Raw genomic sequence first — 25,564 nt, forward strand, 5'->3', positions numbered from 1 at the left:
CAATGAGGATCTTTTGGCAGCTGATTTACAGATATCATGTATTCCTGATCTTCATTGGGCTGGAAGTGCTCGCCTTCGCGTTACTTGTCCGAAACAATAATTATCAGCGCGCAGTCGCACTACATTCTGCGAACCGCATCACCGGAGAGCTGTACGCACGTCGTACCGCCATTTCTGAATACCTACGTCTTCAGTCAATCAACGAAGAACTCGCCAAAGAGAATGCCGATCTCCGCAATCAAAGTGGAGACGCCTTCCAGAAATTAGGAGATCAGATCTACATCTTCGAAGACACGCTCTACTTGCGACGTTACTCATTCATGCCTGCCAGGGTAGTGAATAACAGTATCAATCGCGTCAACAATTACATCACCATCGACAAAGGAAGTGCTTCAGGTATCCGAAAGGAAATGGGCGTGATCTCCGGAGAATCTGCGGTGGGAATTGTGAAAGATGTGAGCGAGCATTTCGCCTCGATCATGCCGTTGATCAACAACAACTTTGCACTTGGGATCAAACTCAAAAGAAGTGGTGCCTTTGGACGAGTTATCTGGACCGGAGAAGACCCAACCTTGGCACGAGTAATTGAGGTTCCCCGATACGCCAACCCTTCTAGGGGTGACACCGTTGTAACAAGCGGATACTCATCTTACTTTCCGGAAGGGATGAACGTTGGAGTGATTGAGAATTACAAGATTCCAGAAGGAGAAGACTTTTACGAAATCGACATTCGCTTGACCACCGCTTTCCATGAGCTGAGCTATGTGCAAGTGATTCAAGATTTCTTGAATGAAGAACAGCGCGAACTTGAATTGCGCAGTCAACAAGACCAAGAAGAATGATCGCATTGATCGTTAGAAATACCTTGAGGATCCTTTTCCTCGTCTTGGTTCAAGGATTGGTGGTGAACCGCATCGACCTTTGGAATGGCACCGTGCTGCCCTTCATTTACATCTTCGGAATCTTGATGTTGCCTATCAACACGCCGCGTTCACTCCTATTGGTGATTGCTTTCGCCACGGGCGCCTTGGTTGATATGTTCACGAATACATTGGGCCTACATATTTCAGCGAGTTTGGTACTCGCATTTATGCAGCCATTAGTGCAGCGTGCCTTGTCACCGCGCGAAGGGTATGAAGCCGGACAACGACCTACCATTCAAGACATGGGATTGGCGTGGTATGTTACCTATGCGGGTATTCTGACCTTGATCCACCACTTGTGGCTCTTCTTCATTGAGCTCTTCCGCTTTACGCCGTTCTTTAGCACCCTTGGAAAAGTACTACTGAGCACCTTGGCGACGTTGCTCTTATTGACCATAGGTCAGTACCTCATTTACTCTCCTACAGACAGACGAAATCAATGAATCTAGGGAATCGACGCTATATCATCACAGGGATTTTTCTCCTGTTCGGTGTGATCTTTATTGCACGTCTATTTTCACTTCAGGTAGCCACTGACGACTGGAGAGCCAAAGCCGCTGAGCTCACTGAAGAGAAGGTAAAGATCTACCCAAGTCGTGGATTGATCTATGACCGGAATGGTGAACTCCTCGTAGCCAATCGCGCGATTTATGACCTCATGGCCACACCGCGTAAAGTGGCTCCATTTGACACGGTTGCATTCTGCGACTTGATCAAAATGGATGTAGAAGATTTCGAAGAAGCATTCAACAAAGCCAAGCGCTATTCTCGATACAAGGCATCGGTGATTAAGAAGCAGATTGACCCCGAAGATTTCGCCCGTATCGCAGAGCAGCTGCATAAGTACCCCGGCTTCTACGGACAAACACGTACCGTTCGAAATTACACTCGTGGTATTGGTGCCCACGTGCTTGGTGATTTTGCCGAAGCCGGACCTAAAGACATTGAACAAGATTCCTACTACATCCCTGGCGACTACATTGGAAAAGGAGGAATTGAGCGCACTTACGAAGAGGAACTTCGCGGACGAAAAGGCGCGAAATACGTGCTGGTAGATGTACGGAATAATGTTCAAGAAAGCTTTGATGGCGGACGACTCGACACCGCTGCGGTTCAAGGACAAGACTTGACCATCACCCTTGATGCAGACCTCCAAGCCTACGCTGAAAAACTCATGCAGAACAAGCTGGGCAGTGTGGTAGCCATTGAACCAAAAACAGGTGAAATTTTGGCTTTGGTGAGTGCCCCTGGATGGGACCCTAACTTGCTAGTTGGAAGTCAGCGAGGCACCAACTACGCCCAACTTCAAAGCGACAGTTTAAAGCCGCTCTACAACCGTGCTATTCAAGGCCAATACCGTCCAGGTTCAATCTTTAAAATGGTTCAAAGTCTCATCGCTCTTCAAGACGGGAAGATTACACCAGCCACTCGCATCACTTGTAACCGAGGCATCATCGGTTGTCACGGCGCACACAGTTATGACGACTTGGAAGGAGCTATCATGCACTCGTGTAATCCTTATTTCCACCAGGTGATGAAGCGCATGGTAGAGCAAGGAGAAGAAGAAAGTCGTTTCAAGGATGCGCAAATTGGATTGAATGCCTGGAAAGAGAAGATTCACCGGTTTGGATTCGGAACCGATTTGGACTCTGACATCCCTCGCATCCTCAAAGGAAATGTTCCAGGATCATCATACTACGACAACATCTATGGTGAACTTTCGTGGGCCTACAGTACGATTTACTCCATCAGTATTGGTGAGGGCGAGTTGCTGATCAACCCGCTACAGATGGCGAACCTGTCTGCGATTATCGCTAACCGCGGATACTACTATCCTCCTCACGTGATCAAAAGTGTTGGTACGGATGGCAAGCCAGAACAGTTCCTTGAACCTATTTCAACAGGGGTTGATGAGAAACACTTCGAGACGGTAGTGAACGCCATGCAAAAGGTGGTTGACACCCCAGGAGGTACAGCTCGACGAGCTCGCATTGAAGGCATTGAAGTTTGTGGTAAGACAGGAACAGTTCAGAATGATCCATTGCCTGACCACTCGGTTTTCATCGCCTTCGCTCCGAAAGACGATCCTCAAATTGCGGTAAGTGTTTACGTGGAATGGAGTGGATTCGGAGGAACATGGGCCGCACCAATTGCGAGCCTTCTCATCGAACAGTACTTGAACGACTCTATTGCGAACCCTGCGAAAGAGCAACGTATTCTTGACGCAGAATTCTTGGGACCATGAGTGCAACTCGGCGACAAGAAATACGCAAGAACCTTGATTGGGTGACCTTGGGGTTATACTTCCTGTTGGTTCTAATTGGCTGGACGGCCATTTACAGTGCCAACTTCGACCCAGATCACCAGGCCATCTTTGACTTCAAAGCAGACCACGGAAAGCAATTGATTTGGATGGGAATCTGCACCTTCATTGCGCTGGTCTTATTGAATACTGAAGGAGAATTCTTCATACGGTTCTCCGTCATAAGCTATGTCTCCGTCTTGGTATTGCTGATACTCGTCTTGATTATCGGTAAAAAGGTCGGTGGAGCGCGATCCTGGTTTGGCGTGGGATCCTTTGGTATACAACCCTCCGAATTTGCGAAGACTACGACGGCCTTGATGCTCGCATGGTTCATTGCACAAACGGGACCCCGATTTAAAGCCCTTTCCACACGTATTCAAGCCGCTTTGGTAATCGGTATTCCGGCGGGATTAATCCTTCTGCAACCTGATGCTGGAACTGTATTGGTGTTCGCAGGTTTGGTCTTTGCACTTTACCGAGAAGGACTCTCCGGTAACATTCTGATCGTAGGCTTTGGCGCCATCATTTTGGCCATTGTCGCCATTCTTTCTGGAGCCACTACCGTGGAATATCCAGGCTTTGGTGAACAGAGTGGAATCTACGTCATGCTCTTCGTCTTGGTGATACTCGGTGCTTTGATATTCTTCGGGGTTCGAAGCTTCACCTTGCCGCGTTACCGCAGGAAGAATTACCGCATTGTCGCCCTCAGTTTAGCGGGTGCCTTGGCATTTTCTTTTGCCGTCAATTTCGGGATTGAAGAAATCTTGCAGCCACACCAACGAGAGCGTATTTACGTGCTCTTCGGGATGAACGAAAACCCAGACGCCGACTATAACATTCGCCATGCGAAGGCGGCCATTGGGTCTGGAGGTTGGACCGGAAAAGGCTATTTGAATGGCCCGATGACACGCTACAAGTTCGTTCCGGAGCAACATACCGACTTCATCTTTTGTACGATTGGTGAAGAGTGGGGCTTCTTTGGGAGTATGTTTGTGGTTGCCTTGTTTATCGCCCTGATCTTGCGCGTGATTCACCTCGCTGAACGACAACGATCCCAGTTCTCAAGGGTCTACGGATACTCAGTGGCGAGTATATTATTCATGCACTTATTGATCAATGTGGGGATGGTACTGGGTATCGCCCCGGTAATCGGAATCCCTCTCCCCTTCTTCAGTTACGGAGGATCTTCTTTAATGGGCTTCACGATTCTTCTCATGATCATGCTGCGTTTGGACGGCGAAAGATTCAGCGTATTTCGTTAAGACCCACTTGAGGTTCACACCTTCGGATGCTATCTTGAAGGCACTAGAACATTTGCCTATGTCTCGATCTATCCTCATAGCCGGGTGCCTGCTGCTCTCATTTTTGGTTGTTGGCCAAACGGAGATTGTTTGGGAAGAATTTGAGTGCGCTACCAAAGTAGAGCACCTCCATTCCGTTTCTGAGAACCAACTCATCTCTGTATTGGAATCAAATTGCGATGGCGACTATACTATCCGAATACAACGCATCGAATCGCAAGAACCCGTTGATTTCTGGGAAATTCCCGGGGCTCAGTTTAACTGTGCATATTCAAATTCTCAGTCCGTCTTCGTTTTCTATCTACTAAACGGGGCATTCTATGTGCAGCAAATTGACAACGATATGGTAGCCAATGAAGCCATACTGCTTCCTGTAAATAATTGCTTCTACATCAGGGAAGGGGGTGTATTTGAAGACTACATATTCTTCACTTATCGATCGTCAGCTATTAACCATACACTTACAGTCTGTGACTTCGGAGGCAACGAACTTGAAAGCACCATGCTTCAATTATTCGGCGCTCCAGTAGACACCCGATATTCTGACATCTTCATTGAGGCAGATGGTACCATTAGACTAGCCTTAGATTGTCATGCTCACGCCATCTTTCCTATCGACGATCTTAGTACAGCTAGTTGGATAGAAGCACCGGATTTTGTGGGAAACTGTGTACCTAAGGCAACGCTTAGAATTGATCCATATCAGAATCGATGGGTGGAGATTTATCCGTGGCCACTGCAAAACGATGGAGAAGGGTTATTCCTCTACTTTCGAGAAGGCGGATATGATGAACCTTATGGCTTTAACTACCTTATCGCCTACTCTGAATTCGGTGAGGATATTACCTTCCTCAGTGAAGACACCATTTTAGGACTCACCACCCTTACTTACGAAGACGGAACCCATAATGTCAACGTCTTTTTTGGCACTGATAATGGCAGCATTAATGGGAGCTACGTTCATAATCGACCCGAATTCACGGAAATATTCATGTACGTGCATCACTTCGACGAAATGAACTACGCCTATGGAGCCCGACGAACAGAAATCGAAGATCCATACCAACCCTGGATTCTAACTTTCACTGAAGAATCCCTAGCTATTTCCTCTCAAGAAAAACCCCATTCCGCGATAGCGATAAAAGAACAAATCGGAAACATCCAATTCCATCATCAAGAAGGAAAAAACATGCATCTCCAACTCTTTTCAAGTGATGGAAAACTGCTCAATCAAGATTATGGAAGCAACATTAACCTCGAAACTAGCGCTTGGAACTCAAAAATTTTGATCGCTCGCATTGTTACTGATAATGAAGTAGTTACGCATCGTTTTTTCACCCAATAAAAACAGTCGACTCAGATTTTTTTCGAGGATGCATGCAGAACTTTAAAGAAAGCGCCCTATCTTTGTACCAGAATGAACACGAATTTCACATATACATGTTGTTGTTTTACTAGCCTCCAAAAGGTTCGGTAGGGAACAGTGTATATCACAATATTTCAAGCCCCTCCGACCACCGGAGGGGCTTTTTTTTGGTTTATTGGTTTAATACTTGGTTAAATGTCGGGAGTAAATAACATCGGAGTCCTTTCTAGCACAACATGCTGTTGTTGTTGCTCTGCTGAAAAGCGGAACGGAAGGGGTATGCTCGGATAACAACCGATCACAGCAGAAAAGATTCAGGGCCCTTCCACAAGAAGGGCCCTTTCTTTTTGCCCTAAAAAAGCACTTAAAAACACAACACTATAAAACGCATTGTTCGAACAGAACGCAATCACTTGACCCATGCACACAATGATACCTACATCTAGATCGGTGGAACGTTTCCACGAATTGCAACACTACGTTGGGAATACGCCGCTCTATCCAATCACCAAGCTTAGTCCGAATCCAAAAGTGAAGATCTACGCTAAGCTCGAATGGCAACAAATGGGAGGAAGCGTGAAGGCGCGTCCGGCATATAACATTATGAAAGAGGCCATCGAATCAGGAAAACTCAACGAAGGAAAACACCTGCTGGATGCTACAAGTGGCAACACAGGAATCGCTTATGCTGTATTTGCTTCGGTTGCCGGAATCCCGCTTACACTTGCTGTTCCTGGTAATGTCACCAAAGAGCGCAAGAATATTCTCCAGGCACTCGGTGTGAACCTCATTTTCACTTCTCCATTTGAATCTACTGATGGTTCTCAACGAGAAGCGTTGGCTCTCGCTAGCGCGGAACCGGACAAGTACTTCTATGCAGATCAATACAACAACGATAATAACTGGAAAGCCCATTACAATTCAACGGCGGATGAGATCATTCGCCAAACCGGAGGTCAAATAACACATTTTGTTGCCGGACTAGGAACCACGGGAACATTCACTGGTACTTCGCGCAAACTGAAGGAATACGATCCATCAATTCAAGTTATCGGATTGCAGCCAGAAACCGCCCTGCACGGTTTGGAAGGCTGGAAACACCTGGAGACGGCGAAGGTACCGGGCATTTATGACGATCAACTCGCAGACGACATCCAAGGTGTGGACACGCTAGGTGCCTACGAAGTCTTGAAAGATGCTGCTCGTTATGAAAGTCTGTTCCTCTCTCCTAGTTCGGCAGCGAACCTCCTTGGCGCCATTCTCTTGGCTGAGAAGATTGAGGAAGGCACCATCGTCACTGTCTTTCCAGATGATGCGACAAAGTATTCAGAGGTCGTAGATCCAATCCTGAAATCATGAAGAAGCTCGAACTCACTACTCAAGCTGAAGATCTCATGAAGATTCACTCCCTACAAGGTTTCCCAAATGAGATCTGTGGATTCTTCTATGGGAAAACGGTGGAAGGTGTGAAGCATGTAACGGCGATCAAACCTGTGGAGAACGCGAAAGAAGGTGATCAACGTCGACGATTTGCGATTGACCCTTTAGACTACATGAAGGCTGAACAATTCGCTATCGCGGAAGAGCTTGAATTCCTCGGGATTTACCACACCCATCCATTGCATCCAGCCATTCCTTCGGAACACGACTTGAAGCAAGCATTACCATCCTTCAGCTACATCATTCTTAGTGTCCAACCAGAAGCAGTAGTAGACATCACCTCATGGACCTTGAACGATGATCGAGCATTCGAACAAGAAGAAATCATATCCAATAGAAACGTAAATACTTCGGCCAGTAAGGCCTCTTAAAACTACAATCATGGCACGACTCATTATCCCAACCCCATTGCGCAAGTTTACCGCCGACCAGGCGGAATTTGAAAGCACGGGAAACAACGTAAAAGAAGTGATCAACCAACTGATTGATGAATACAACGGACTGAAGCAACACCTCCTCGACGAGCGTGGAGATATTCGTTCATTCGTACGCATCTATGTTGGTGATGAAGATATTCAAGCGCTCAATCGAGAACACACGACTGTTGAAGCAAATTCGGTAGTTTCGATTATTCCTGCGATAGCGGGTGGAAGCCACTAAAAAGCACAATCATGGCAGAAGAAGTGACATTCTCGAAAGAAGAGCTCGAACGTTACAGCCGACATTTGATCATCCCTCAGTTCAACATTGAAGGTCAACGTAAACTGAAGGAATCAAGGGTTCTGATCGTCGGTTCAGGCGGATTAGGTAGTCCGCTACTCCTCTACCTCGCGGCAGCAGGAGTGGGAACACTGGGTATCGTTGACTTTGACGTCGTCGATGAATCCAACCTTCAACGTCAAGTGCTTTTTGGAATCGATGATGTAGGTACCCCCAAAGTGGAGGCGGCAGCGAAACGCATTCGCGCGCTGAATCCACACATTACAGTCAAGACCTACAACACGCAGCTGACCTCAGCGAACGCACTTGACATTATCAAAGACTACGATGTAGTGGCAGACGGAACCGATAATTTCCCAACCCGCTACCTGGTCAACGATGCTTGTGTTCTTTTAGATAAGGTAAACGTGTACGCTTCGATCTACCGCTTTGAAGGACAAGTCAGCGTATTCAACTACCTGGATGAGGAGGGAAACCGAGGACCGAATTACCGGGACCTCTTCCCTACACCACCTCCTCCAGGATTGGTGCCAAGCTGTGCCGAAGGAGGCGTCATTGGCGTACTCCCAGGTATCATGGGCAGCCTTCAAGCAAATGAAGTCATCAAGGTCATCTCAGGCGTAGGCGACACCCTCAACGGAAGACTCTTCCTTATGGATGCAGCCACCTTTGAGACGAGAACATTGAAGGTATACCGCGATCCCAAAAACCCACTCAACGGCGAAAACCCAACCCAAACAGAACTCATCGACTACGAGCAATTCTGTGGCATTGGTACAACCGAACGAGTAGAAAAAGCAGAAGTGAAAGAGGTAAGCGTCTCTGACCTTCAGCGCATGCGTGAAAGTGGCGTACCTCATCAATTGATCGATGTACGTGAGCCCTACGAATACGCCATCGTGAATATCGACGGTGAATTGGCTCCATTGAAATCAGTGGGTGAATTTGCCAATCGCATTGATCGCAACAAGAAAGTGATTGTCCACTGTAGAAGTGGCGTCAGAAGCGCTAAAGCAATAAAGCAGTTAGAAACAGATTTCGGTTTCGAGAATCTATACAATCTAAAGGGCGGGATTCTGGCCTGGGTAGATGAGGTAGACGCGAGTCTGCCTAAGTATTGACCCCTCCTGACCCCTCCCGGCCTCCCCTCTGCGAGGGGAGGGGTTATTCTTTGCGTTGCAAAGAATTAAATGGATTAATATGTTGGTTAAGTGGAGTCTACAGGGATTAGGTACTCTTGTAGACTAAGAAACCCCCTTCCGCATTGGGAAGGGGGTTTTTCTTTTTCCGGCGTCCAGCCTTCAAGGTAGCTCCCACCGCAATCCGCAACCCGCGATCCGCATTCCAAATACAGCATACTGCCTACCGTCTACCGCCCACAAAAAAAGGTGAGCCAACGCCCACCCTTTTCCTAATCTATATCCTTTTTTGCTTACAACCCAAGCAACACCTCAGCTGGCTCTTTGCCGCTGAATAGCATGCGCTCTGGGTTCTCGAGCATTTCTTTCACTTTGTAGAGGAAGCTTACACTTTCCTTTCCGTCGATGATGCGGTGGTCGTATGAAAGGGCCACGTACATTACCGGACGAATCACTACCTCTCCGTTTTCTGCGATTGGACGCTCAACGATGTTGTGCATACCAAGGATTGCGCTTTGCGGTGGGTTGATGATTGGTGTTGAAAGCATCGAACCGAAGACACCTCCGTTGGTAATGGTGAAGGTTCCTCCTGTCATTTCGTCGATGGTGATCTTACCGTCGCGAGCTTTGATCGCTAGGCGCTTAATTTCGCTTTCAATCTGAGCCAGGCTCATCTGTTCTGCGTTGCGTACTACAGGCACCATCAATCCTTTAGGTGAACTTACCGCGATACCGATGTCAGCGTAATCATGGAAGACCATTTCTTTACCGTCGATACGTCCGTTTACCGCTGGGTAGTGGTTGAGGGCGATGGTAACAGCCTTGGTGAAGAAGCTCATGAAACCTAAGCTGGTTCCAAGCTCTTCTTTGAATTTCGCCTTGTACTTCGCACGGATGTCCATGATTGGTTTCATGTTCACCTCGTTGAATGTCGTTAGCATCGCCGTTTCCTGCTTCACGCTTACGAGGCGCTCAGCAACTTTACGACGGAGCGATGACATGCGTTCGCGACGCTCTTCACGACTTCCGCCCCATGTTGAGGCAGCAGAAGTATCAAATCCTGCAGCCATGGCAGCAACAACGTCCTGCTTGAGGATACGTCCGTCTTTGCCAGTGCCTTGCACTTGACCTGCTTGGATTCCATTCTCACTCATCAGCTTCTGAGCTGCTGGTGATGGGTGTCCTGAAGCATATGTTTGATTCGAAGCGGCAACGGGTGCTGGTGCCGGAGCCGGCGCAGGAGCTGGCGCAGCTTTTGGCTCTTCTTTCTTCTCTTCTGGTTTCGCTTCGGCAGCAGGTGCTGGAGCAGCAGCTCCGGCCGGACGTTCAGCGTCAGTATCAATGTGGCATACCACATCTCCTACTGCTACCACGTCACCTTCTTCCGCCTTTAGCGTGATAGTTCCTGCAGCTTCCGCAGGAAGTTCCAAGGTCGCCTTATCTGAATCGACCTCAGCAATCGTTTGATCTTTTTCAACGTAGTCACCGTCTTGTACTAGCCAAGCTGCGATCTCTACTTCTGAAATTGACTCGCCCGGACTCGGGACTTTCATTTCCAATACAGGCATGGAATAGGGTATTTCGTGTTATGCTTTAACCTTCGCGTTTTCAAAAAGGCGATCTAGGATCGCTTGCTGACGTTGTGCGTGAATCACAGGAGAACCAGCTGCCGGACTACCACTCGAAACACGAGCAATAACGTCCAAGTTAGCTTTGCGGTACTTGCGCAACATGTAGCTCCACGCTCCCATGTTTTCTGGTTCTTCTTGAACCCAAATGTACTTGCAATCTTCTCCGTATTTCTTCACCAACGCATCTAGCTGTTCTTCAGGAAGTGGGTACAACTGCTCGAGGCGAACCACGGCAATATTATCTCCAGCTCCCGTCTTCTCCTTGTGCTCAAGGATATCGTAGTAGATCTTACCACTACATAGCGCTACCGTGTCAACGTCTTTCGCGTTTACACTAGCATCGTCAATCACTTCTTGGAAACCACCTTTCGTCAAATCAGCAAGTTTGCTGACTGCTTTCGGGTAACGAAGAAGTTTCTTCGGAGTGAAGACAATCAATGGCTTGCGGTACTCACGCTTCACCTGACGACGTAGCAAGTGGAAGAAGTTCGCTGGGTTAGTACAGTTCGCTACGCACATGTTGTTCTCCGCACACAGCTGAAGGAAGCGTTCCATACGTCCGCTAGAGTGCTCTGACCCCATTCCTTCATAGCCGTGAGGCAACAACATTACTAGACCATTCATCGTACGCCACTTATCTTCAGCAGCAGAGATGAACTGGTCAATCGTGATCTGCGCGCCGTTGAAGAAATCTCCAAACTGCGCTTCCCAGATTGTCAATCCGTTTGGTACACCGAAGGCGTATCCGTACTCAAACCCAAGTACAGCGTACTCAGATAGAAGTGAGTTGTAGATCGTAAGCTGCGCTTGCTTGTCACTTACGTGGTTGAGTGAGATGAATTCTTCTTCGGTGTCTTCTGTTTTGACCACAGCGTGACGGTGCGAGAATGTTCCTCGCTCTACATCTTGTCCAGAGATACGCACAGGGTGCTTTTCATCTAGGAGAGATGCGTAAGCAAGAAGCTCACCCATTGACCAATCAAGACGATCTTCAGCAATCATCTTCTCACGATCAGCCATCAATTTTTTCGTCTTACGGAAGAACTTCTTGTCTTCAGGAAGGTGCGCGATGCGCTCTGCCAATTCTAACAACTTCTTCTTCGGCACTCCTGTTTTTGGAGAAGGGTCGAATTCGCCGTGAGGCAATTGCTGGTACCCTTTCCAAGTTTCTTCAAGGAAGTGCTTCACATAAGCACGAGAGATTTCTTTCGAAGCATCAAACTTGGCGTTCAACTCTTCTTCCAACACAGCGCGAAGCTTTGTTCCATCTTCTGCTGTGTATACACCTTCACCAATCAATTGCTGAAGATAAATCTCACGTGGAGTATCGTGTGCAGCAATCGCTTTGTAGAGCTGAGGCTGCGTAAATTTCGGTTCGTCACCTTCGTTGTGTCCGTACTTACGGTAACCGAGAAGGTCAATGAATACGTCACGTCCGAACGTCTGACGGAATTCCATCGCTATTCGAACAGTTTGAATCACCGCTTCCACATCATCCGCATTCACGTGGAATACTGGTGAAAGCGTCACTTTACCTACGTCAGTACAGTACGTTGATGAACGTCCGTCGAGGTAATTCGTTGTAAATCCAATCTGGTTGTTAACTACGATGTGGATTGTACCTCCTGTGCGGTAGCCATCAAGCTGTGCCATCTGCACCACTTCGTAAACAACTCCTTGTCCTGAAATAGCCGCATCTCCGTGAATGAGGATCGGTACAATCGCCTTCTCGTCATGGAGGTACTCATCAATCTTCGAACGAACGAGTCCTTCAACAACAGGATCAACCGCCTCAAGGTGAGATGGATTTGGACAAAGTGTAAGGTGAACTTTCTCACCTGAATCTGCTACTACATCAGTAGAGTAGCCCAAGTGGTACTTCACATCACCATCAAACACACCATCGTCATCGTACTCTTTCCCTTCGAATTCAGAGAAGATTTGATCGTACGGCTTACCGAAAATGTGTGCTAGTGTGTTCAAGCGACCGCGGTGAGCCATACCCACCACAAATTCTTTGGCTCCCATGCGCGAGCCTGTCTCAACGATATCGTCGATAGCTGCCACGAGGCTTTCGTTTCCTTCAACAGAGAAACGTTTCTGACCAACAAACTTCTTCTGCAAGAACTGCTCAAAGACCGTCGCTTGGTTGATCTTTTTAAAGAAGTGCTTTTTCTCGTCAGTTGTGAATTTCGGACGATTCTTGATTTCAATTTTGTTGCGCATCCACTCAACATGTTCCGGCTTGCGCATGTACATGTATTCGATTCCGATGTGCTGGCAGTAGGTCATCTGCAAATGCTCTACGATATCGCGGAGCTTCGCTTTCCCAATTCCTACCTGTTCACCTGCTTCAAACTCGGTATCGAGATCTGCATCACTCAAGCCGAAATTTTCGAGGTCAAGTGTTGGTGAATACTGACGTCGTTGACGCACTGGATTGGTGAGTGTGAAGAGGTGTCCGCGTGAGCGGTAGCCATCAATGAGGTTGATGACCTTGAACTCTTTCTGCACATTTTCAGGGATGGCACCGCCGTCTTCGTAATTCGCTTGAGCAAATTCGAACCCTTCGAAGAATTTCTTCCATCCTTCGTCTACTGATTGCGGGTCTTTGCGATACTGCTGATAAAGAGCTTCGATGGCGTTGACGTCACCGTTGCTCAGGTATGAAAAATCATCCATCAGGATACTTCCGTCGTTTAACTTACAAAGTTACACATATAGCCTATAATACCTTAGAGAATTCAGAAAGTTCGGTTTCGCCTTTTCGCTCACGCGGAATAGCTCATCCGATAAAACACTTTAAGCGCTTCTCTTCGTACCAATAGGTAAGTCAATTGGTCTACCACACTGCCAGGATCATCACGCTCAATTACCTGTCGAACCGTCTGTTCCGGAAGGTCTACTCGGTAGAATAGACGAACCAGTCCGGGCACGTTACAATCGCACATGATGTTGATCTGTTCTCGAACAGCTTGGTATATAGATTCGGGAGAGAGTTCGTGGCTGGTGTTGATCCATTCTTCCCCAGCATCCTTATTGATCTGCAACGAAGTAGCTTTCAGCACCTCTTGATGATCCTGGATATCAGGGAATGATTGAAAAGGGATCAAGTCTTCGCTCATGTAGTTCGCACCAACACCATTTCCGCTAAGAATCGGAAAAGTAGCTTCCCTTCTTCTGAGCAGTTCAATTCGTCAACGAGGCTGAGGGCTTCGTTGTAATAGTCGTTCATTTCTTTCTTCGCTATCGCGGAAGCGCCCGTACTTTCAAAGAGATCTTTGACTACAGCTACCTTCTCTTCGCTCACCACACCATGGAAGCTCTTTAGCGACTTCAGCTGTTCCGCGCTAGCGAGATCTTGACACATTAGATAAAGGAAAGTCTTCTTATCAGCCAAGATATCACCCCCTACTTGCTTACCGAATTTCTCCGGGTCACCGAAAGCATCTAAGTAATCATCTTGGAGCTGGAAAGCCAGACCTACCTTGATTCCATACGAGTAAATCTTGGCCTGATCTTCTTCAGAAGCGCCCGCGATGATGGCTCCCATTTTCAGCGCTGCAGCGAGCAACACCGAGGTTTTCAGCTCAATCATCTCCATGTACTCATCGACGGTCACGTTATCACGCGTCTCGAATTCCATGTCGAGTTGTTGTCCTTCACAGACCTCAATGGCCGTGTGATTAAAGAGTCTCATCAGCTCTGGAAGCTGCGCCGGATCACTCTTAGCTAGGTGCTGATACGCTTGCACCAGCATGGCATCTCCGCTGAGAATAGCCGTGTTGGCATCCCATTTTTCATGAACCGTAGGCATCCCACGACGCAGTGGGGCCTTGTCCATGATATCATCATGCATCAGCGTGAAGTTGTGGAATGTTTCCACCGCTAATGCTACATCCATGGCCTTTTCTTGGCTAGCGCCGAAAGCTTCGGCCGCTGCTAATACCATGGCCGGACGAATACGCTTACCGCCCAATTGCATGAGGTAATCGATCGGGTCATAGAGACCTGCGATTTTGTAGACCGTGCCGGTTGGGATAGCGTTATTGAATGCATCTCTGTACGCGAGAAGCTGATCTGCAGGGTTCTTCAAAGCCGTTAGTGTCATTTGTCTGGGTTGCGTAGCTGCTCGAGAAGGTAAAGACCGTATCCACTGTTCTTCAGTGGCTCAGCTAAGCGTTCCATTTCTTCATCACCAATGTAGCCCATTCGCCAAGCGATCTCTTCGATGCATCCGATCTTTAGTCCTTGGCGTTCTTCAATCACCTGAACATACTGACCTGCTTGCATCAGACTCGCGAAGGTACCTGTATCTAACCAAGCCGTTCCGCGCGTCATTTTAGACACTTGCAGCTTACCCATTTCAAGGTAAGCACGGTTCACATCGGTGATCTCATATTCTCCACGGGCGCTTGGCTCTAGGTTCTTTGCGATCTCGATCACCTGATTGTCATAGTAGTACAATCCAGGCACCGCATAGTTCGATTTCGGCAATTTCGGCTTCTCTTCAATGCTGATCACCTTGTTGTTCTGATCAAACTCAACCACCCCATAACGCTGTGGATCTGAGACGTGGTAGGCGTAGACAATAGCTCCATCCACCTCCGTATTCTCACGAAGGATTTTCCCAAAACCTCTTCCATAGAAAATGTTGTCTCCGAGAATGAGTGCAACCTTATCGTTACCGATGAATTCTTCACCAATCACGAAGGCCTGCGCAAGTCCGTTCGGCACCTTTTGCTCTGCATAAGTAAAGTTGCATCCCAACTGAGCCCCATCCCCTAACAATCGCTGAAACCCAGGAAGGTCGTGTGGCGTGGAGATGATGAGAATGTCTTTGATTCCGCTTATCAACAAGGTTGACAGTGGGTAATAGATCATCGGCTTGTCGTACACAGGCATCAACTGCTTACTGACCGCTCGGGTCAGAGGATAAAGACGCGTGCCGCTACCGCCGGCGAGGATGATTCCTTTCAACTTAGTGGAGTGTAGGTGTTCGTGCGAAGATAAGGTTTTACGGGGGCTTAAGGCTTATGGCTTAAGGCGTATGTTTTTTGCACCGATGCGCAGGATCTAACATCCATTCCGGATAACAATCAAAAAGACAACCCCACATTCGCCTGAGCGATCATTCCCATTCCAAATACCGAATCTTGTATCTTGTTGGTCCTTCCTTGGAAGTTACAATTGAACTATGAAAACCGTATTGCTTTCTCTCTTTACTTCGAAGAATTTGACTCATGGTTCACGATTCCGCGGTAGCGTATTTCTCGTCTTAGTTTTACTTTCCTTTTTCGGTTGTAAAGACACCTATGAGATCAACGAAGAACTCTTGCGATGTAACTACAGACTTTACGAAGGGTTCAGGTTGAGCGAGTTAGATGTGAAACAGTTCGATGACAACGGAATCCCACTTCAATACGAAGCGGCATTCACGGTCCTTCTTAACACCAACCAAGACTACAATCCAGCAAAGAAAGGTCGAGAAGTGATCTATTTCACTCAACCTAATGGACCGAAGCACCAAGCGTGGTATTGGCGAGTAAAGGGCAAACAAGAAAAAAGCTTAGTCCTTCCTCTCTCCTTCAAAAAACAGCAGTGGTACGTGATCGATTTTTCACACCGCAGCTGCCACACAGATAACCTCTTCTTCTACTTTGAAAACAACGGAGAGGTGCGCAGCTTTCATGAGAATGTAAGATGCGAGTTCAGGCAATGAAAAGGTTCCTATTTGTAAGATTCAATCTTCGCCTTCCTCAACGAATCACGCTGCGCGTCTGACCAGTCACGGCTTGCTTCGTAAATCCCTTTCGACTCCCAATCTCCATACATCGGGTTAGGAAAAACGATGAACTGATCTCCAAAAGAAGCTTGAAGATCCTTGGCCAATTGATTTCGCGCTGCCGTTCCTTGTCCGTCAAACACAGAAGAGAAATCAGACAGATTATCTCCTAGGTACAACACCACTTCGTAGTCGTTCAACACGCGATCTCTTCTTGCTTGCTTTTCGCTGGTCTCCGTTTTCAAAAAGACGTGGCTCGAATCTGCATTCGGCAGATCCAAGGCTTGCATGTTCGCTAAGGTCTCATCGAGCTGCACATGGTAACGGTTTGAAATATAGAATACTTCAACCCCGAGTGAGTCAGCAAAATTGAAGAACTCAACCGCACCTGGAACCTCCGCAGCACTTTGTTGCTTTCCCCATTCAATCCAGTCATCCTTATCAAACTCTAAATCTTCCTGCACCTGCATTCCACTGTACGGACTATTATCCAACACTGTCTCATCAATATCCGTGATGATCGCCAGTGGTTTTTCTGACGTCCCCTCAAGCTGCTGAAGTCGCAGCGTAGCAATATTGAACGCCTGGTAACAAAGGGCCTTATACTCAGCTGAATGTTGTTGCCACAACACCGACGACACCACGTACTCTTTGACTGGCATCTCCGGAGCCTCAGGAGTTGGTGTGGGTTCCGGTGAAGGCGCAGCACAAGAAACGATGAACGCTACTGATAGGAGGAGGGATAGGTATTTCATTTACTTAGGCGTTAGGCGTTAGGCGTTGGCAAACATAACTAATCAAACTTTTACAGTAGGCAGTAGGCAGTAGGCAGTAGGCAGTAGGCAGTAGGCAACCTAACTAATCATGCTATCCGCCTCAGGCGAACTAACCATGCTATCGCCTCAGTCGAACTATTTTTAACTTTCGGCTCCAATGACCATCTACTGCATCAGCGGCCTCGGAGCAGACCAACGTGTCTTCGACAAACTTTCTGTAAAAGCGGAATTAGTCCATTTAGAGTGGATTGAACCTGCGGCGAATGAAGACCTGAAGACGTATGCCTTGCGTCTGGCCCAGAAAATTGATGTGTCTTCACCTTTCTGTTTATTAGGAGTGAGTTTTGGAGGCATGATTGCCACTGAAATCGGGAAAGCCTTGAAAGCCGAAAAGGTGATTCTTGTCTCAACCGCTGAAATCGCCTCAGAGCTACCGCTGCATTATCGAGCATTGGGGAAAACGCAGGTGTCTAAATTGATTCCCGCCAAGTGGTATGAAATGCCCAAAGGCATGGCATCTTTTCTCTTCGGGACAGATCAGAAAGAACTGCTCGGACAGATCCTAGATGACACCGATCCGAACTTTACTAAGTGGGCCATTGGAGCTTTAACCACTTGGGACAACCAAACCCGTCTGAGCAATTCCTATAAAATTCACGGTTCGAATGACCGAATGATTCCTTTGGGATCAAATCCTGCCGATCACGTTATCAAAAACGCCGGTCACTTTATGGCCTACGATCAAGCTGACGAAGTAAGCGAGGTGATTAATCGAGTTCTTCAAGACACCTCGAAACTCTAATTGTATTGAACTGTTTCATTTATAGCGCTTAGCAGCAGAACAATCTGACTCAAAATTCATGAGAGAATTCACCATCACTCTGAAAGGGCAAGACATCAAAATCAGGTTTCCGCGAGCTTCATTCTTGCTTGCGGGATGGATAGTAGGATTGCTACTGTTCAACTTCTTGACTCTGTTTGGTCTGTTCGCTCTGAGCCTGATCTACGCAGTGATTCACGGAATACTTTGGCAAACCCTCCTTACCTGGGCTATATTTCAGTTTCTCTCAGAACAAATGGTCCGAAAAGTCTCAAAACTCCTTCTAGTGCTCTGTGTTGCCTCGTCAACATTATCTATCGTGGCCCATTTTCTTCGTTCCATCACAATACTAGCTGAAGCCTTTTTAGGATTAGCCACAATTGCGTCATTCAGTTTAGCGGTTTATCTGGTTTTGGTCGGTGCGCGTATTCCTGACGAATAAGCGCTTCGAAGTATCTCCTTTTGACGTGGACAGTTCTTATCTTCGGAGGAATAACGAACTACTATGAAAAAACTAGGCTGGTTACTGCTTGTCTTCGCTCCTTTCTTGTCTTCAGCACAAGATATCGTCGAAATTGACTCCATCTCTTACGTCATTTGTGATCGTATGGAGGAATTAGATATCAAAAATGATGAAGAACTTATGGACAAACTCTACAACGAGATTGCCATCCCTTACATCATGAGCTATCCAGAACGCAAGAGGCAAGATGCTGCAGATCGATTGTTCTTCAGACTTCAACGAAACTGTACTGCTTTCTCTTTGCTACTTGACCGTCTCAGTCCGCCAAAAAGTGGCACCGGACGAATCTTTGAAAAACCAGAACCAACCATCTCTGATGAAGACCTTCAAATGTTCAAAGAGGTGGATGAATTCTATTACCTAGAAGTAGATGGGGTTAGAACCTATGTCACCATGGAAAAGGGCATCTGGAAAGACCATTTCGCAGACGACACCTACTCAAAGCTTTCCTATGAATGGATCAATGAATATGAGTTTGTCCTTGAATTCATTAAAAGCAACAACCTCGGCCGTGCCAACCTCAGTGTAAAGGGTGACCAATACATTTACCAAGTACTGTCCAAAGAGAAAAACCACTTCCGCGTTAGCGTCAACGTACCCGGACAAAGAGAGTATCAAATCTTTAAGTTCTTCTTTAAGCCGCAGGAATAAATTCTTTTTCAGGCGTTAGGCGTTAGGCGAACCCAACTAATCACACTACCCAGGACATTGTTAAAGCGTAGAATCTCATATCACTGGCTCAGGGACCTCCTGTATACGTTCTTTTGGGTTTCATCCATCTCACTGATATTGCTTGTTGCACTAGAATTCTTCAACGAAAAAAGATGGATTCTTGCTCTAAAAAACACCTTAACAACAGCTTTAGCGGTGAGTATACCTATTGGACTAAGGCCAGTTTTAAGTGTATTCAGGATTCCTAACACCCTGTACTTGGAACAAAACCGACTTGTTTGCAACTCAGGCGATTTCTTAGATATCGAGAATATTAAGGTCGTGTGGATCAAGACAATTGGCACGGGCGCCGGAACATTTAAATACTTTGAAGTTGAACTACATACTCCTTTAGCTAGCAGGTCAAAAAAGAGAAGGCAATCGCTAATTCTAGTGGAGAAATATCGCATCAAACACCTATTCCAAACTTCAGAACAAGTAATTTCAGAGCTCCGAGCAGTCGGTTTGAGCTCAGATAAAATCAAAAGATCTCATGTTAGACTGAAGCACCTATTGGGCATCAGAGATCGATTCAAATAACAAAATTTGTTCATTGTTTTCACAACCCTTCGCGGTCCACGGTCCACAGTCCACGGTCCACCCTTGAAACCCATATCTTCACTCTATGCCAAACCATCTCCACGCCACCCAAGAAGCTGGCAAGAACTTCTACCTCAACAATGTTGGGAAGGGTAAGATTGTCATGCTCAACCTGTTGAAGTTTCGCGACCTTGCAGATTACTCAGGACACGAAGACATCCGCCCAGAAGAAGCTATTTCTGGGAAAGAGGCTTACAATCTGTACATCGAGCACACTCTTCCTGAGCTCGACAAAGTGGGGAGCAAACTACTTTTTCATGGGGTGTGTCAGCCTTACTTAATTGGTCCGGAAGGTGAAGGATGGGATGCAATGTTGCTCGTAGAACATGAGTCTGCAGAGGCCTTTGTTGCTTTTGCCCAAAATGAAGACTACTTGAAGTTCGTCGGACATCGTACAGCAGCTCTTGAAGATGCCCGGCTCGTGCCAATGACTGCCATAGCATCACTAGATTGAAACAGCCGGAAAACACTACAACTACATGAAAAAGAAGGCCCTAATAGGAATAGGCGGACTGGTTTTGATATTGCTCATTGTGCAGCTTTACCGGGTCGAGAGTGATCGTCAAGACGAAATGGGGGGCTTAGAGGATGTTCCAAGCTACAGGATTATTACCCAAAGCGAAGTCCATGATTTGAAGTGCACGCTCGACATAGAAATTAGCGAACGTACGAACTACGCTCAACTTAAATCCATTGCTGAAGAGATTATTGACGACTTACCTAAAGACTATGAGCGGATTTTTATGCTCTACTATTTACCCGGAATGAAACTAGGTACTGGTGCATGGGCAACCACTCATACACAAAAGCATATTCAAGTAGAATTCTTGGGTCTTACGCTAGATGAACAATTGGAATTCGATCAATACTGCGAGTCCATCCCAAAAAAAGGCACCCTAGGTCTTTGGTATGACGAGTGGATTTACCCCTCGATCATTAGACTTTCTGAAGAAGGTGATGACGTCACCTTTCATCGCTTTGTTCCTAACGAACCTTCGAGCTCAAAACCCTTCGTAAGAAAGAACTTAAATGGTAAAACCATATTCACGGAAAAGGGCGATTCAGACTTTGGTGAATACTACGAAATCAACGGTCGGGGCAACCTTAACGTCTACGATGACCAAGGACTGATTGCTACGTACCTCGCTGCGCCGACGGAGAATTAGATATATGACAACCCTACCTGATCATGCTATCCGTCTTAGGCGGACTAACCATGCTTTCGCCGAAGGCGAACTAATCATGCCCACCTCCATAACGGACTTTTCATTAATCACTATTCATTATTTATTAGTCGTTAGTCCTTGGTGATTTGTTGTTGGTTTTAAGTTCTACCAACGACGGCAGTAACGCATGCGTGGTTCGTGGTTCGTGGTTCGTGGTTCGTGGTTCGTGGTTCGTGGTTCGTGGTTCGAAGTACCGGTAATTAGTTTTTAGACTGTAGTTATAAATTATCATTTATAGATCATCGATTAAATCCCGTCAACCGTCCACCGTCCACCGTCCACCGTCCACCGTCAACCGTCAACCGTCCACCGTCCACCAAGATATCCCCTATCTTCGCCCAATGAAGATCAAAACTGCCAAAGACGTTGAACTGCTCGACCAAAAAATCAAAGACGAATTGGGGATTGATGTCCGCAAGTATGGGAATGAAGAAGTGGTAGAGAACTTCATCGACCTGTTGATCTTTCCTTCTTATGTGATTCAGTGGGCTATTCGTCCAGTGTTGATCGCTTTTCTAGTTTACATCCTAGGCTTTTTCCTTCTCGACCTCGTGCATGTGGAGTACGTACTTTATGGAATCATCGGCCTGGTACTGATCATGGTGTGCGGAGTGCTTAGCGCTGTGTTGTTTGTCTTGTACAAAATGAAGCAAGACATGGGCAGCATCGTTAACTACTCGCTTGAGGTGATGAAGTCTTCTGTGTCTGATATCAAACAAGTCAACAGCCAAACCAGCAAGGAGAATCGCAAAGACGTCATGGGCATGCTTTTTAAAGGGATTGTGCACATCGTCACTATCCCAATGGTATCACCTGTCATCTCTAATAAAGTACCATTGATTGGTTGGCTCATTAGTCGGGTCTTCAAATGGTTCATGACCATCGTCACCAACAAGGTGAATTTCGATGAAGAGAAAATCGCCAAGGAATTGGCAGAGACCAATGAACCTTCTAAAGCCATCGCCATCTACACCAACTCCATCACACGCGTCATGAAAGGCATGGACAAAATGATGAACGTAGTGTACAAGATTGCAGGATTCCCCTTCAAGCTGGCACTAACGATTATCGGGTTTTTGTTGGTTGTCTTTCTGTGGTTGGTGAATTAGTGCGTAGTTCGTGGTGCGTGGTGCGTGGTGCGTGGTGCGTGGTGCGTGGTGCGTGGTGCACACAACGATTTCTCGTCCCATACCAAAATTCATTATTCATTACTTACTATTCATTAGTTGTTGGTTCTTAGTCGTTAGTTATTGGTTATCAGTTATAGATTCTCGATTCTCGACCCATGTTAAAAGACACTAAACCCCAAGGTTCCCCCTTCCAAAGGTCATCGAAATAGCCAATCTTAGAGAACCAACAACACTATTCGGCTATGAGACTTCTCTTGCTCTTTGCGGCATTCACGTTCGTAAACTCCTCCCTTTTTGCTCAGTATCAAATCGACCTTATTCCACGAGTAAGACCCCTGACCGAGAAACTTACCTTAAACTGGGCCTCACCGAAGTACGAGTGACTTATGGCAGTCCTGCTGTCAACGGCAGAGAAATCTGGGGAGGCTTAGAGGAATTCGATGAAGTATGGAGAGCAGGAGCAAACAACGCCACCACCATCGAGTTCAGCCATGAAGTTGAAATTGAAGGACAGACACTCAGTCCCGGCAAATATGCCCTGTTCATTGTCCCGAAAGAAGGAAGAGAATGGGAAATCATATTCAGCAACAATCCTGATCAATGGGGTGCCTTTTCCTACAACCCCGAAGAAGATGCTTTGCGTATCAAGGCTAACTTAATTACGCTCGATCGTCGAGCTGAACGCTTAACCTACCATATCGGCCAAGAAGCGTTTGACATCGGCTTCCTAATGATGGCTTGGGACCGCCTTGGCGTACGATTCACATTTAAGACCCGCCATGTCGACAACTTCAAAACCCATGTAACATCGCGTCTCGCCGAAACAGACAGCAGCCTTCATTGGATCGTTTACCTCCAAGCTGCAGAGCATTTGATTGATCACAATATAGCCCTCGATCAAGCCCAAGATTGGATCAACACATCCGCCACCCTTTCCAACAAGGTAACCGATTGGAACCCTCACTTCTACCCTGAAGAATACGTGAAACACCACCTCCTATTCACCGCTGCGAGATTAACGAGTGTAGAAGACCCAAAAGAAGCCCTGGAAATGGCTCAGCCCATTTTTGATTCGATGTTCTATGAACGGAACAAAGATTGGGTTGATGAGCTGATGGGGGAATGGGATAGGCGCATGAATGCGCCGTTAAAGGACTAGAGAACCCCAAAGAGTCCTTTAGCGGTGCACCTGTCCCGTTTTTCGGGATTCATGCACCTTTTAATGCCGGGTGGTATTTGGTTCGTGGTGCGTAGCGACGGTTATTAGTTGTTGGTCGTTAGTTATTGGTTATCGCCCCTTGCACGTCTACCCATTCTCGAAAACATGAGTTAGACCTAAATCCAAAAGTCCTTTAGCGGTGCATTTATGCACCAATTAATGCCAGGTGGTTCATGGTTCGCAAAGACAGACCTCAGTTATAGATTATCGATCATAGTTTATAGATTCTCATCCGCAATCCGCAATCCGCGTTCCTCTTTCCACTTTCTCGTGACACTCTCATGATTTCCGCATTCTACCTTGCGGTCTGATGCGTCAACTGAAGTTCATTTTACCGGTGATTGTACTCGCCCAATTCTTCTGCACCTCCTTGTGGTTTGCAGGAAATGGAGTGATGCCCGGACTGATCGAAAACTTCGGACTGGAAGGAAATGACCTTGGGCACTTGACTTCAGTAGTGCAGTTCGGTTTCATCTTAGGCACCTTACTCTTCGCTTTGCTTTCTGTGGCTGATCGCTTTTCCCCATCCCATGTGTTCTTCACTTGTGCCTTATTAGCTGGAGGCTTCAATTTGGCTATGATCTGGGATGGAAATGATTTTCAGAGCATCATCGCCATTCGTTTCTTCACAGGATTTTTCCTCGCGGGAATCTATCCTGTTGGAATGAAAATCGCCTCTGATTACTTCCATGAAGGCCTTGGTAAATCACTAGGATTTTTAGTGGGCGCACTGGTTCTTGGAACCGCCTTCCCTCACCTACTCAGTGGAATCTCAACGACCTTCGAATGGCAATCTGTTTTGATCACGACCTCGATTTTGGCCTTCATTGGTGGGCTCATGATCGTACTCTTCATACCAGACGGGCCTTTCAGAAAGAGAAGTCAGCAGGTAGAATTATCGGCTATGTTCAAGGTGTTTAAAGTTCCAGCCTTTCGATCGGCGGCCTTTGGGTACTTCGGACATATGTGGGAACTCTATGCTTTTTGGGCGTTTGTCCCGATCATCATCGCTGCTTTTAACAGGGTGCATGACCATGCCTTCAATGTTTCGCTTACATCCTTTGCCATTATCGCCATCGGCGGAATTGCATGTGTTGTTGGAGGTTTTTTGTCTCAGCGATTTGGAGTGAAAAAAGTAGCGACCTTGAGCCTACTTATCTCAGGTATTTGTTGCCTGCTATGTCCGTTCGTTTTCCTTTCCGGCTCGGCCATCCTCATGATTCCTTTCTTGTTGATTTGGGGTATGTCTGTCATCGCTGACTCTCCTCTCTTTTCCACGCTAGTGGCTCAAAACGCACCTGCAGAATGGAAAGGAACAGCTCTCACCATTGTCAATAGTTTAGGTTTCGCGATTACTATTGTGAGTATCCAATTGGTCAGTGCTTTACTCGCTAACGCGGAATCGAGCTTCATCTTCATGATCCTAGCGATAGGACCATTGTTCGGACTGATCGCCCTACGTCGTCACCAGCACAGTTAATTCGTCTACCTTGGCAGCATGGAAAACGAAAAACTACTGGCTATTCCTGTAGCTATTGGAGTGGTAGCAGGCATCATTATCGGGTCCATCACAGAGAATATTGGACTCTGGCTCTCCATTGGCATTTCATGCGGAGCTGGGATTGGAGTGGTCGCTAGCCAACAAAAAAAGAAGGAAGAGGAGAATTAATTTCTGCTCTTGCCTTGGTTACGAAAAATGCTCGATCCGTGTTAAGTGCTAATCTGCTCACAACGATTGAGTATTATTTCGATGAAAAATCAGCCTTGACCTTAAGTCTATTCCAGAACTATGTCTTTGAAGATGTTGACTTCTGGACGAGAGGAAGAAATGCCACAGGCTTCTCGATCGGATTTATCACATCTCTAATGTAAATCGCTAACTGCCAATAAATCATAACCATGCGATTCCAATTCGATTAATAAGCAACTTGATGAGGTAGACTAAAATC

Annotated in this window: 26 protein-coding genes; 20 read left to right on the forward strand and 6 right to left on the reverse strand. The window is 46.7% G+C overall.

The window, feature by feature from the left end:
- Positions 1–2: 2 nt before the first annotated feature.
- The 9 genes from mreC (at position 3) to moeB (ending at position 9,176) form a co-directional block, all read left to right on the forward strand.
- Positions 3–842, forward strand: a complete 840-nt coding sequence (gene mreC, locus RA156_RS13515) for a rod shape-determining protein MreC (protein ID WP_306640805.1) — start codon at positions 3–5, stop codon at positions 840–842.
- The gene (locus RA156_RS13520) at positions 839–1,366 is read left to right on the forward strand and encodes a hypothetical protein (protein WP_306640807.1); all 528 of its coding nucleotides are present in this window, start codon (positions 839–841) and stop codon (positions 1,364–1,366) included. The genes mreC and RA156_RS13520 overlap by 4 nt, the downstream gene beginning before the upstream one ends.
- A complete protein-coding gene (gene mrdA, locus RA156_RS13525) occupies positions 1,363–3,168 on the forward strand; it encodes a penicillin-binding protein 2 (protein WP_306640808.1) in 1,806 nt (601 codons plus the stop codon). The genes RA156_RS13520 and mrdA overlap by 4 nt, the downstream gene beginning before the upstream one ends.
- Complete coding sequence (gene rodA / locus RA156_RS13530) at positions 3,165–4,490, forward strand: rod shape-determining protein RodA (protein WP_306640810.1); 1,326 nt, start codon at positions 3,165–3,167, stop codon at positions 4,488–4,490. Before mrdA ends, rodA begins: the two co-directional genes overlap by 4 nt.
- 58 nt (positions 4,491–4,548) lie before the next feature.
- The gene (locus RA156_RS13535; protein WP_306640811.1) at positions 4,549–5,874 is read left to right on the forward strand and encodes a hypothetical protein; all 1,326 of its coding nucleotides are present in this window, start codon (positions 4,549–4,551) and stop codon (positions 5,872–5,874) included.
- A 441-nt stretch (positions 5,875–6,315) separates the two neighbouring features.
- A complete protein-coding gene (locus RA156_RS13540) occupies positions 6,316–7,254 on the forward strand; it encodes a PLP-dependent cysteine synthase family protein (protein ID WP_306640812.1) in 939 nt (312 codons plus the stop codon).
- Positions 7,251–7,706, forward strand: a complete 456-nt coding sequence (locus tag RA156_RS13545) for a M67 family metallopeptidase (protein ID WP_306640813.1) — start codon at positions 7,251–7,253, stop codon at positions 7,704–7,706. The genes RA156_RS13540 and RA156_RS13545 overlap by 4 nt, the downstream gene beginning before the upstream one ends.
- A gap of 10 nt (positions 7,707–7,716) precedes the next feature.
- Positions 7,717–7,995 (forward strand): MoaD/ThiS family protein, encoded by a 279-nt coding sequence (locus RA156_RS13550; RefSeq protein WP_306640814.1) that lies wholly within the window; start codon positions 7,717–7,719, stop codon positions 7,993–7,995.
- A gap of 11 nt (positions 7,996–8,006) precedes the next feature.
- Positions 8,007–9,176, forward strand: a complete 1,170-nt coding sequence (moeB, locus tag RA156_RS13555; RefSeq protein WP_306640815.1) for a molybdopterin-synthase adenylyltransferase MoeB — start codon at positions 8,007–8,009, stop codon at positions 9,174–9,176.
- A gap of 311 nt (positions 9,177–9,487) precedes the next feature.
- Here the strand turns inward: moeB and odhB are convergent, their stop codons facing one another.
- From odhB to rfbA, 5 genes are all read right to left on the reverse strand, one after another.
- Positions 9,488–10,762, reverse strand: a complete 1,275-nt coding sequence (odhB, locus tag RA156_RS13560; protein ID WP_306640816.1) for a 2-oxoglutarate dehydrogenase complex dihydrolipoyllysine-residue succinyltransferase — start codon at positions 10,760–10,762, stop codon at positions 9,488–9,490.
- 18 nt (positions 10,763–10,780) lie between these two features.
- A complete protein-coding gene (locus tag RA156_RS13565) occupies positions 10,781–13,507 on the reverse strand; it encodes a 2-oxoglutarate dehydrogenase E1 component (protein WP_306640818.1) in 2,727 nt (908 codons plus the stop codon).
- Positions 13,508–13,596: 89 nt separating this feature from the next.
- On the reverse strand, positions 13,597–13,950 hold the full coding sequence (locus RA156_RS13570) for a hypothetical protein (protein WP_306640820.1): 354 nt from the start codon (positions 13,948–13,950) through the stop codon (positions 13,597–13,599).
- Positions 13,947–14,936, reverse strand: a complete 990-nt coding sequence (locus tag RA156_RS13575; protein ID WP_306640821.1) for a polyprenyl synthetase family protein — start codon at positions 14,934–14,936, stop codon at positions 13,947–13,949. Before RA156_RS13575 ends, RA156_RS13570 begins: the two co-directional genes overlap by 4 nt.
- Positions 14,933–15,805, reverse strand: coding sequence for a glucose-1-phosphate thymidylyltransferase RfbA (gene rfbA, locus RA156_RS13580; protein ID WP_306640822.1), 873 nt, complete (start codon positions 15,803–15,805; stop codon positions 14,933–14,935). The genes RA156_RS13575 and rfbA overlap by 4 nt, the downstream gene beginning before the upstream one ends.
- 217 nt (positions 15,806–16,022) lie before the next feature.
- Between rfbA and RA156_RS13585 the strand changes: the two genes are divergently transcribed.
- Positions 16,023–16,547 carry a hypothetical protein gene (locus tag RA156_RS13585; protein WP_306640823.1) on the forward strand — a complete coding sequence of 175 codons (525 nt, stop codon included), beginning with the start codon at positions 16,023–16,025 and terminating at the stop codon, positions 16,545–16,547.
- 8 nt (positions 16,548–16,555) lie between these two features.
- Here the strand turns inward: RA156_RS13585 and RA156_RS13590 are convergent, their stop codons facing one another.
- The gene (locus tag RA156_RS13590; protein ID WP_306640824.1) at positions 16,556–17,365 is read right to left on the reverse strand and encodes a 5'-nucleotidase, lipoprotein e(P4) family; all 810 of its coding nucleotides are present in this window, start codon (positions 17,363–17,365) and stop codon (positions 16,556–16,558) included.
- A gap of 178 nt (positions 17,366–17,543) precedes the next feature.
- On the opposite strand from RA156_RS13590, the gene RA156_RS13595 reads away from it, so the two are divergent.
- From RA156_RS13595 to RA156_RS13640, 10 genes are all read left to right on the forward strand, one after another.
- Positions 17,544–18,188 (forward strand): alpha/beta hydrolase, encoded by a 645-nt coding sequence (locus tag RA156_RS13595; RefSeq protein ID WP_306640826.1) that lies wholly within the window; start codon positions 17,544–17,546, stop codon positions 18,186–18,188.
- 58 nt (positions 18,189–18,246) lie between these two features.
- Positions 18,247–18,648 carry a hypothetical protein gene (locus tag RA156_RS13600; RefSeq protein ID WP_306640828.1) on the forward strand — a complete coding sequence of 134 codons (402 nt, stop codon included), beginning with the start codon at positions 18,247–18,249 and terminating at the stop codon, positions 18,646–18,648.
- Between the two features lie 63 nt (positions 18,649–18,711).
- Positions 18,712–19,380 (forward strand): hypothetical protein, encoded by a 669-nt coding sequence (locus tag RA156_RS13605; protein WP_306640830.1) that lies wholly within the window; start codon positions 18,712–18,714, stop codon positions 19,378–19,380.
- Positions 19,381–20,065: 685 nt separating this feature from the next.
- Entirely contained in the window at positions 20,066–20,494 is a 429-nt protein-coding gene (locus RA156_RS13610) for a hypothetical protein (RefSeq protein WP_306640831.1), read from the forward strand.
- Between the two features lie 25 nt (positions 20,495–20,519).
- Entirely contained in the window at positions 20,520–21,206 is a 687-nt protein-coding gene (locus RA156_RS13615) for a hypothetical protein (protein WP_306640833.1), read from the forward strand.
- A gap of 401 nt (positions 21,207–21,607) precedes the next feature.
- Entirely contained in the window at positions 21,608–22,375 is a 768-nt protein-coding gene (locus RA156_RS13620) for a hypothetical protein (RefSeq protein WP_306640835.1), read from the forward strand.
- Between the two features lie 400 nt (positions 22,376–22,775).
- Positions 22,776–23,555 carry a DUF2911 domain-containing protein gene (locus tag RA156_RS13625; RefSeq protein ID WP_306640837.1) on the forward strand — a complete coding sequence of 260 codons (780 nt, stop codon included), beginning with the start codon at positions 22,776–22,778 and terminating at the stop codon, positions 23,553–23,555.
- A 370-nt stretch (positions 23,556–23,925) separates the two neighbouring features.
- Positions 23,926–25,095, forward strand: coding sequence for an MFS transporter (locus tag RA156_RS13630; RefSeq protein WP_306640839.1), 1,170 nt, complete (start codon positions 23,926–23,928; stop codon positions 25,093–25,095).
- Positions 25,096–25,113: 18 nt separating this feature from the next.
- Entirely contained in the window at positions 25,114–25,284 is a 171-nt protein-coding gene (locus tag RA156_RS13635) for a hypothetical protein (protein WP_306640840.1), read from the forward strand.
- A gap of 38 nt (positions 25,285–25,322) precedes the next feature.
- Complete coding sequence (locus tag RA156_RS13640; protein WP_306640842.1) at positions 25,323–25,487, forward strand: hypothetical protein; 165 nt, start codon at positions 25,323–25,325, stop codon at positions 25,485–25,487.
- The last annotated feature ends 77 nt before the right edge of the window (positions 25,488–25,564 follow it).

The sequence above is a fragment of the Sanyastnella coralliicola genome, assembly GCF_030845195.1.
Classification (GTDB): Bacteria; Bacteroidota; Bacteroidia; order Flavobacteriales_D; family Sanyastnellaceae; genus Sanyastnella; species Sanyastnella coralliicola.

Bases quoted from the DNA above. Each gene is read 5' to 3' on its own strand.
- odhB (WP_306640816.1), bottom strand. From the start codon at position 10,762: ATGCCTGTATTGGAAATGAAAGTCCCGAGTCCGGGCGAGTCAATTTCA.
- RA156_RS13540 (WP_306640812.1), top strand. From the start codon at position 6,316: ATGCACACAATGATACCTACATCTAGATCGGTGGAACGTTTCCACGAA.
- mrdA (WP_306640808.1), top strand. From the start codon at position 1,363: ATGAATCTAGGGAATCGACGCTATATCATCACAGGGATTTTTCTCCTG.
- RA156_RS13575 (WP_306640821.1), bottom strand. From the start codon at position 14,936: ATGACACTAACGGCTTTGAAGAACCCTGCAGATCAGCTTCTCGCGTAC.
- RA156_RS13565 (WP_306640818.1), bottom strand. From the start codon at position 13,507: ATGGATGATTTTTCATACCTGAGCAACGGTGACGTCAACGCCATCGAA.
- RA156_RS13595 (WP_306640826.1), top strand. From the start codon at position 17,544: ATGACCATCTACTGCATCAGCGGCCTCGGAGCAGACCAACGTGTCTTC.
- RA156_RS13520 (WP_306640807.1), top strand. From the start codon at position 839: ATGATCGCATTGATCGTTAGAAATACCTTGAGGATCCTTTTCCTCGTC.
- mreC (WP_306640805.1), top strand. From the start codon at position 3: ATGAGGATCTTTTGGCAGCTGATTTACAGATATCATGTATTCCTGATC.
- rodA (WP_306640810.1), top strand. From the start codon at position 3,165: ATGAGTGCAACTCGGCGACAAGAAATACGCAAGAACCTTGATTGGGTG.
- RA156_RS13535 (WP_306640811.1), top strand. From the start codon at position 4,549: ATGTCTCGATCTATCCTCATAGCCGGGTGCCTGCTGCTCTCATTTTTG.
- RA156_RS13545 (WP_306640813.1), top strand. From the start codon at position 7,251: ATGAAGAAGCTCGAACTCACTACTCAAGCTGAAGATCTCATGAAGATT.
- RA156_RS13615 (WP_306640833.1), top strand. From the start codon at position 20,520: ATGAAAAAGAAGGCCCTAATAGGAATAGGCGGACTGGTTTTGATATTG.
- RA156_RS13600 (WP_306640828.1), top strand. From the start codon at position 18,247: ATGAGAGAATTCACCATCACTCTGAAAGGGCAAGACATCAAAATCAGG.
- RA156_RS13620 (WP_306640835.1), top strand. From the start codon at position 21,608: ATGAAGATCAAAACTGCCAAAGACGTTGAACTGCTCGACCAAAAAATC.
- RA156_RS13550 (WP_306640814.1), top strand. From the start codon at position 7,717: ATGGCACGACTCATTATCCCAACCCCATTGCGCAAGTTTACCGCCGAC.
- RA156_RS13590 (WP_306640824.1), bottom strand. From the start codon at position 17,365: ATGAAATACCTATCCCTCCTCCTATCAGTAGCGTTCATCGTTTCTTGT.
- moeB (WP_306640815.1), top strand. From the start codon at position 8,007: ATGGCAGAAGAAGTGACATTCTCGAAAGAAGAGCTCGAACGTTACAGC.
- RA156_RS13630 (WP_306640839.1), top strand. From the start codon at position 23,926: ATGCGTCAACTGAAGTTCATTTTACCGGTGATTGTACTCGCCCAATTC.
- RA156_RS13570 (WP_306640820.1), bottom strand. From the start codon at position 13,950: ATGAGCGAAGACTTGATCCCTTTTCAATCATTCCCTGATATCCAGGAT.
- RA156_RS13635 (WP_306640840.1), top strand. From the start codon at position 25,114: ATGGAAAACGAAAAACTACTGGCTATTCCTGTAGCTATTGGAGTGGTA.
- RA156_RS13610 (WP_306640831.1), top strand. From the start codon at position 20,066: ATGCCAAACCATCTCCACGCCACCCAAGAAGCTGGCAAGAACTTCTAC.
- RA156_RS13585 (WP_306640823.1), top strand. From the start codon at position 16,023: ATGAAAACCGTATTGCTTTCTCTCTTTACTTCGAAGAATTTGACTCAT.
- RA156_RS13605 (WP_306640830.1), top strand. From the start codon at position 18,712: ATGAAAAAACTAGGCTGGTTACTGCTTGTCTTCGCTCCTTTCTTGTCT.